The sequence below is a fragment of the Neorhizobium puerariae genome (assembly GCF_042429745.1).
Lineage (GTDB): Bacteria > Pseudomonadota > Alphaproteobacteria > Rhizobiales > Rhizobiaceae > Neorhizobium > Neorhizobium puerariae.
The window spans coordinates 135,097-141,625 of sequence record NZ_JBHMAA010000001.1; the positions used below are offsets into that span (position 1 = coordinate 135,097).

At 62.2% G+C, this 6,529-nt stretch carries 7 protein-coding genes and 1 pseudogene; 7 read left to right on the forward strand and 1 reads right to left on the reverse strand.

All coding sequences use genetic code 11. From position 1 onward, the window contains the following. Positions 1–3: 3 nt before the first annotated feature. The 4 genes and pseudogenes from ACFFP0_RS00640 (at position 4) to ACFFP0_RS00655 (ending at position 3,026) form a co-directional block, all read left to right on the forward strand. A complete protein-coding gene (locus ACFFP0_RS00640) occupies positions 4–1,137 on the forward strand; it encodes a Gfo/Idh/MocA family protein (protein ID WP_377254533.1) in 1,134 nt (377 codons plus the stop codon). A gap of 62 nt (positions 1,138–1,199) precedes the next feature. Beyond that, positions 1,200–2,243 (forward strand): L-glyceraldehyde 3-phosphate reductase, encoded by a 1,044-nt coding sequence (gene mgrA, locus ACFFP0_RS00645; RefSeq protein WP_377254536.1) that lies wholly within the window; start codon positions 1,200–1,202, stop codon positions 2,241–2,243. A 170-nt stretch (positions 2,244–2,413) separates the two neighbouring features. Beyond that, a pseudogene (locus ACFFP0_RS00650) lies at positions 2,414–2,578 on the forward strand (beta-xylosidase family glycoside hydrolase); the annotation flags it as partial. A 127-nt stretch (positions 2,579–2,705) separates the two neighbouring features. Beyond that, positions 2,706–3,026 (forward strand): RcnB family protein, encoded by a 321-nt coding sequence (locus ACFFP0_RS00655; RefSeq protein WP_377254539.1) that lies wholly within the window; start codon positions 2,706–2,708, stop codon positions 3,024–3,026. 96 nt (positions 3,027–3,122) lie between these two features. Here ACFFP0_RS00655 and znuA read toward each other — a convergent pair whose 3' ends face one another. Continuing rightward, entirely contained in the window at positions 3,123–4,094 is a 972-nt protein-coding gene (gene znuA / locus ACFFP0_RS00660) for a zinc ABC transporter substrate-binding protein ZnuA (protein WP_377254542.1), read from the reverse strand. Positions 4,095–4,189: 95 nt separating this feature from the next. Here znuA and ACFFP0_RS00665 point away from each other — a divergent pair, with 95 nt between their 5' ends. Genes ACFFP0_RS00665 through ACFFP0_RS00675 form a run of 3 tightly spaced genes read left to right on the forward strand, consistent with a single transcriptional unit; the run spans position 4,190 to position 6,379 of the window. Further along, positions 4,190–5,149, forward strand: a complete 960-nt coding sequence (locus ACFFP0_RS00665) for an ATP-binding cassette domain-containing protein (protein ID WP_377254545.1) — start codon at positions 4,190–4,192, stop codon at positions 5,147–5,149. Next, positions 5,139–5,963 carry a metal ABC transporter permease gene (locus ACFFP0_RS00670; RefSeq protein WP_377254548.1) on the forward strand — a complete coding sequence of 275 codons (825 nt, stop codon included), beginning with the start codon at positions 5,139–5,141 and terminating at the stop codon, positions 5,961–5,963. Before ACFFP0_RS00665 ends, ACFFP0_RS00670 begins: the two co-directional genes overlap by 11 nt. Next, positions 5,963–6,379, forward strand: coding sequence for a Fur family transcriptional regulator (locus ACFFP0_RS00675; protein ID WP_377254551.1), 417 nt, complete (start codon positions 5,963–5,965; stop codon positions 6,377–6,379). The genes ACFFP0_RS00670 and ACFFP0_RS00675 overlap by 1 nt, the downstream gene beginning before the upstream one ends. Positions 6,380–6,529: the final 150 nt, after the last annotated feature.

A 6,529-nucleotide genomic window follows, 5' to 3' on the forward strand; every position in this document is an offset into this window, starting at 1 on the left:
TTCATGCCCAGGGAACTTGGCGTCGGCATCATGGGATGCGGCAATATTTCCACCACCTATTTCCAGCTGGCGCCGCTCTTCAAGGGATTGAAGGTGCTCGCTTGCGCCGACCTTAACGACGACGCGGCGGAGATGCGCGCCAAGGAATACGGCGTCAAGGCGCAGTCGATCGCGGACCTGCTCGACAATGACGAACTCAACGTGATCGTCAACCTGACGATCCCGGCGGCGCATTTCTCCGTCTCGAAGGCGATCCTGGAGGCCGGCAAGCACGTCTACTCGGAAAAACCGCTGACGATCACGCTGGAAGAAGGCAAGGCGTTGCAGGCCCTTGCGAAGGAGAGAGGGCTTGCAGTCGGCTGCGCGCCCGACACGTTCCTCGGCGGCGCGCACCAGCTTGCCCGCAAATATATCGATGACGGCAGCGTCGGCCGCATCACGTCCGGCACCTGCCACGTCATGAGCCCCGGCATGGAGATGTGGCATCCGAACCCCGGCTTCTTCTTCCTGGAAGGCGGCGGGCCGATCCTCGATCTCGGGCCCTATTACATTGCCAATCTCATCAACCTGATCGGTCCGGTAAAGCGGGTTGCGGCGTTGACCTCCATGGCAAGCCCGACCCGCACCGTCACCAGCGAGCCACTCAAGGGGCAGGTGATCCCGGTCGAGACGCCGACCAATATCCACGCGCTTCTCGAATTCGCGAGCGGCGCGACGGTCACGCTTTCGGCAAGCTGGGATGTATGGTCGCATCGCCATGCGAACATGGAGCTCTACGGCACCGAAGGGTCGCTCTTCGTGCCCGATCCGAACTTTTTCGGCGGCACGGTGGAGGCGAGCGGCCGCAACAAGAATATCGAGCCGCTGGAACCGTGGGACCATCCCTTCGGCATCCTCAACCAGGACAGCCCGCAGGGGCCGCGCGCGAACTATCGCACGGCGGGTCTGGCCGACATGGCGATGGCGCTCATCGACGGCCGAGACGCCCGATGCTCGCTGGAGCGTTCGCTGCACGGCGTCGACGTGATGACGTCGATCCTGAAATCCGGGGCCGAGGGCCGGTTCGTGGAGCTTTCCACCACATGTACGCAGCCTGCCGCGCTTGGCATCGAGGAAGCACTGGCGCTTCTGCGGTGATCCGCTATGTGTTTGAAGCGGGCCGTTCGCGCCCGCTTCAATCCACGACAGAGGAGGGCGTCATGTCCTGGCAACCGGCGGCAAACCGCTACGAGACCATGAAATACAACCGCTGCGGCCGCTCGGGGCTCAAGCTGCCGGCGATTTCCCTTGGTCTCTGGCATAATTTCGGGGACGACACGCCGCATGAGCGCAAGGTTGCAATCTGCCGGAAGGCCTTCGATCTCGGAATCACTCATTTCGATCTCGCCAACAATTACGGTCCGCTGCCGGGCAGCGCCGAGACCGCGTTCGGAACGATCCTGCGCGAGGACTTCGGGGGATACCGCGACGAACTGATCGTCTCCTCCAAGGCGGGCTACAACATGTGGCCCGGTCCCTACGGGGAATGGGGCAGCCGCAAATACCTGATCGCATCCTGCGACCAGAGCCTGAAGCGCATGGGCCTCGATTATGTGGATATCTTCTATTCGCACCGCTTCGATCCCGACACCCCTCTCGAAGAGACCTGCGGCGCGCTCGACCATATCGTCCGGTCGGGCAGGGCGCTCTATATCGGTATCTCGTCCTACAATTCCAGGCGGACGCGTGAGGCGGCGGCGATCCTCAAGGAACTCGGAACGCCGATCCTCATTCATCAGCCGAGCTATTCGATGATCAATCGCTGGGTCGAGGAAGACGGCCTGCTCGATACGCTGGAGGAACTCGGCATGGGCTCGATCGTCTTTTCGCCCCTGGCGCAGGGCATGCTGACCTCGAAATATCTCTCCGGCATTCCGGAAGACAGCCGCGCCGCTCAGGGCAAGTCGCTGCGCCGGGCCTTCCTCAACGAGAAGAACATCGCCAATCTCAAGGCGCTCAATGCGATAGCGGAAAGGCGCGGACAGACCCTGGCGCAGATGGCGATTGCCTGGGTGCTGCGTGGCGGCCATGTCACGACCGCGCTGATCGGCGCCAGCCGTCCGGAACAGGTCGAGGATTGCGTCAAGTCGCTCGACAGGCTGGATTTCACGGCCGAGGAACTGGCCGAGATCGATGTCCATGCCCGGGATGCCGACATCAACCTCTGGGCAAAGTCGGCCGAGCGCGCAGGCCCGCAGCGTTAGAGCGCCGTGCGTCCTTTGGGACGCACGGCGCTCTAACCTATTGAATCGACGCATCGTGCTTTCCAAAAATCGATTCCGATTTTCGGGCCGATGCTGTAGCCATCGAGCCCGGCGGGTATTCCCGTTTGTCGCTGGGAGGAGACATGATCCGCGGCCTCGGGGCGAATGACTGGCAGCCGCTCGGTCCCGTGCTCGATGCGAGTGTTTCGGACGAGGGCGGGCGCGGCGAACATGGCTCCTTCACGGGCGCTTTTGCCGGTGTCCTTGCCTTCGATACCTCGGGCCGCGCAAAACCGGCCGATTTCGACAGCTTTATTTATGAAGCTCTAAAATAGTAAATTCGAAATATCAGGAAATTAACGGAATCACATGAATTCATTACGAAAATGTAATTTGGGATTCAGATACGGTTCATCATTGCGGCCCTAGGTTCCGGGCGTGTTCAACACGAGGAGACGTCCAATGAAAAAGCTCTTTGCCATCCTTATTTCCGCAACCGTACTTGCCGCGCCGTTCGCCGCCCAGGCTCAGGACTGGCGTCACGGCCCGGATCGCCATCGCGCTCCGGTCGTCGAGAAGAAGGTGGTGATCAAGAAGACCCGGTGGGTCAAAGGCCACCGCATGACCCATGCCGAACGTCGCCGCATGGCCGAAATCCGGGACTATCGCCGCTATCGCCTGTCGGCTCCGCCGCGCGGCTACCGCTGGGTCCGGGTCGACAATGACTTTCTTATGGTCGGCATCGCGACGGGCGTGATCTCCAGCATCATCGCCGGTCGGTAAGCGAGTCGGCCTGCGGGTGCTGCCTTCAAGCGCCCGCAGGCCTCGCATGAATCGCCGCTATGCGATCGGCGACCGTGCTTTTCTGTGCCGTGCGGCTCACGTTCCCTGCGACAGGCAATTCTTCATCGAACCCGCCAACCCCCGCATGAGCTCGAAATAGAGATCAGGGCCTTCCTTCAGCGTTGCAGCCTCCGGGTCGAGCGTCCCCGAGCGGGCCGATGTTCCTTCCGTCACCACTCTCACCAGTTTCGGTTCGAATTGTGGCTCGGCGAAAACGCATGTCGCCCCAAGCTCGCTCACCTTCTTGTGTATCTGCTTGACGCGTTCGGCGCCCGGCATGGTTTCCGGGCTGACGGTGATCGAACCGGCGACGCTTACGCCATAACGGTGCTCGAAATATTGGTAGGCGTCGTGGAAGACGATGAAAGGCCGGTCCTTGACCGGCTGCAGGGCGGTCTTCAACTCTGCGTCCAGATCATCGATCCGCTTCAGCAGGGCGGCGGCGTTCGCCTGGTAGAGGGCCGCATTGGCAGGGTCCGCCTCGACGAGCGTTTTTTCGATTTCCGCGGCCATCGCCTTGGCATTCATCGGATCGAGCCAGAGATGCGTGTCGAAATCCTCGTGGTGATGGCTATCGTGATCGGCATGGCCGGCCTCGGCATGCTCATGAGCCTCTTCGCCTTCATGTTCGTGATCGTGGGCCTCGAATGCGCCGCCTTCACGGAACGGCAGCTTTTCCAGGCCAGGAGCATCTTCCAGCTCGATCACCGCGGCGGAGGAGGCCAACGCCTCCAGCGGCTTTTCGAGGAAAGCCTCGAAGCCGGGACCAACCCAGAAGATCACGTCCGCCTTTTCGATGGCCGCGGCATCGGACGGCTTGAGCGAAAACGTATGCGGCGAGGCAGCGCCTTCGACGATCAGTTTCGGCTCGCCGACGCCTTTCATGATCGACGCCACCAGGGAGTGGACCGGCTTGATCGAAACCACCACATCCGGCGCGGCGGTACCGGCGCCGACGCTCGTGAAAAATGCGGCAGCGGCGAAAAGGGAAAGAGAGACCGCTTTCATTCTGCGTCCTTGCATTGCATCGTAATGTTATTACATCAATTGCGTAATGCTATAACGTGTGTCATAGCCAGTGACAACAGGGATTCCGGAAAAACATGCTGATGACCAATCGGGCTGTAGCCCTTCCAGGCGAAAGCCAGCTTGTGGCGCTCGACAATGCCGGCATTCGCCGTGACGGGCGCTGGCTGGTGCGCGGCGTGGATTTTTCGATCAGCCGCGGGGAAGTGGTCACGCTGATCGGGCCGAACGGAGCCGGAAAATCCACCACCGCGAAGCTCGCCATCGGCGTCCTGCGCCCGGATGAGGGCGTCGTCACCCGGGCATCGGGCCTGCGCATCGGATATGTCCCGCAAAAACTCGCGATCGACTGGACCATGCCGCTTTCGGTGCGGCGGCTGATGCGGCTTACCGGTTCGCTCGGCGATGCGGAGCTTCTGGCGGCGCTTGAAGCGACGGGCATTCCGCATCTGGTGGATGCCGAGGTGCGGCATCTTTCCGGTGGGGAATTCCAGCGCGCCCTGCTGGCCCGGGCAATTGCCCGCAAGCCGGATCTGATGGTGCTCGACGAGCCGGTGCAAGGGGTCGATTTCGCCGGAGAAAGCGCGCTTTACGATCTCATCCGCTCTATCCGCAAGTCCACCGGCTGCGGTATCCTGATGATCTCCCACGACCTGCATATGGTCATGGCCGGAACAGATACCGTCATCTGCCTCAACGGCCATATCTGCTGCCGGGGTACGCCGGAGGTCGTCAGCCAGAGCGCCGACTACCTGAAGCTCTTCGGCGGCAATTCCCGTTCGCTTGCGGTCTACAGCCATCATCACGACCACACCCATCTGCCGGACGGCAGGGTCATGCACGGTGACGGCTCGATCACCGATCATTGCCACCCCGGCGACGGGCATCACCATGCCGCGGGGACGGATCATCCTGCCGCCCATCACGATCACTCCCGGGAACATCATCCGGACGAGCGTCCTGGGCAGGGGCATCACGGGCACAGCCATGCACATCATGCATCCGGCGCAGGCGAGGGGGACGGTCATGTTCGATGATTTCTTCACCCGCGCGCTTGTCGCCGGCATCGGCGTGGCGCTGACCGCCGGTCCGCTCGGCTGTTTCGTCGTCTGGCGGCGCATGGCCTATTTCGGCGACACGATGGCCCATTCGGCATTGCTCGGTGTGGCCCTGTCGCTCTTTTTCCAGGTCAACCTGCTGGTCTCCGTCTTTGGCGTGGCGGTGGCCGTTTCCCTGCTGCTTCTCGCCCTGCAGCGGCGTCAGTCGCTCTCGGCCGATGCACTGCTTGGCATCCTTTCCCATTCCGCGCTGGCGATCGGGCTGGTGCTGGTCGCCTTCATGACATGGGTGCGCATCGATCTCGTCGCTTTCCTGTTCGGCGACATCCTTGCCGTCACCCGCGCCGACATCGCCCTCATCTGGGCTGGCGGCGTACTGGTGATCGGAGCGCTCATCGCGCTCTGGCGACCGCTGATCGCCTCGACGGTCAGCGAGGACGTGGCGGAAGCTGAAGGCATGAAGCCTGCGCAGGCGAAGCTTCTCTTCATGCTCCTGATGGCGCTGGTGATCGCGATCGCCATGAAGATCGTCGGCATCATGCTGATCACGGCGCTGCTGATCATCCCGGCGGCCACCGCGCGCCGTTTTTCTGCCAGCCCCGAAGTGATGGCCGTGCTCGCTTCGGTGATCGGCGCGCTCGCCGTCATCGGCGGCCTGTTCGGCTCCCTTACCTATGATACGCCGTCGGGACCTTCCATCGTCGTCGCCGCGTTACTACTTTTCATTCTAAGCCTTGTTCCGGCCGCAGGGAAAAACACGGCCGACAGGGCCGGCAGCAAAGGAGTGCGCTGATGAACGCAGTGGCATCGACCCTGACCAGGAACCAGGCGCTCGTCTTCGACGTGCTCACCCGTTCCGACGCGCCGATGAGCGCCTATACGATTCTCGACAAGCTGCGCGACCACGGCTTCCGCGCCCCGCTGCAGGTCTATCGCGCGCTCGACAAGCTCACCGAGTTCGGCATGGTGCACCGGCTGGAGAGCCTCAACGCCTTCGTCGCCTGCGCGCACCGGGAAAGCGAATGCTGCGGAGCGGGCCACGGGCATGGCACGGTGGCGTTCGCGATCTGCGAGAGCTGCGGCCATGTGTTCGAGTTCCATGACCACGAGGTGGACCATCGGCTTGGCGACTGGGCCAAGGGCAAGGGTTTCAAACCAGCCAAGACGACGATCGAGATCCGCGGCCTCTGCAGTGCCTGCGCCGCCTAGAGCGCCGTGCGTCCTTTGGGACGCCACAGTACACGACTCATGCATGAGTTAAGGGCTTGAGTGTTTTCTGGTGGGTCTTTTTGGCCCACGCTTTGGCTGCTGCTTGAGGGACGTTTGTGATCCAGTCTCTGAGCGTATCGAGACCGATGC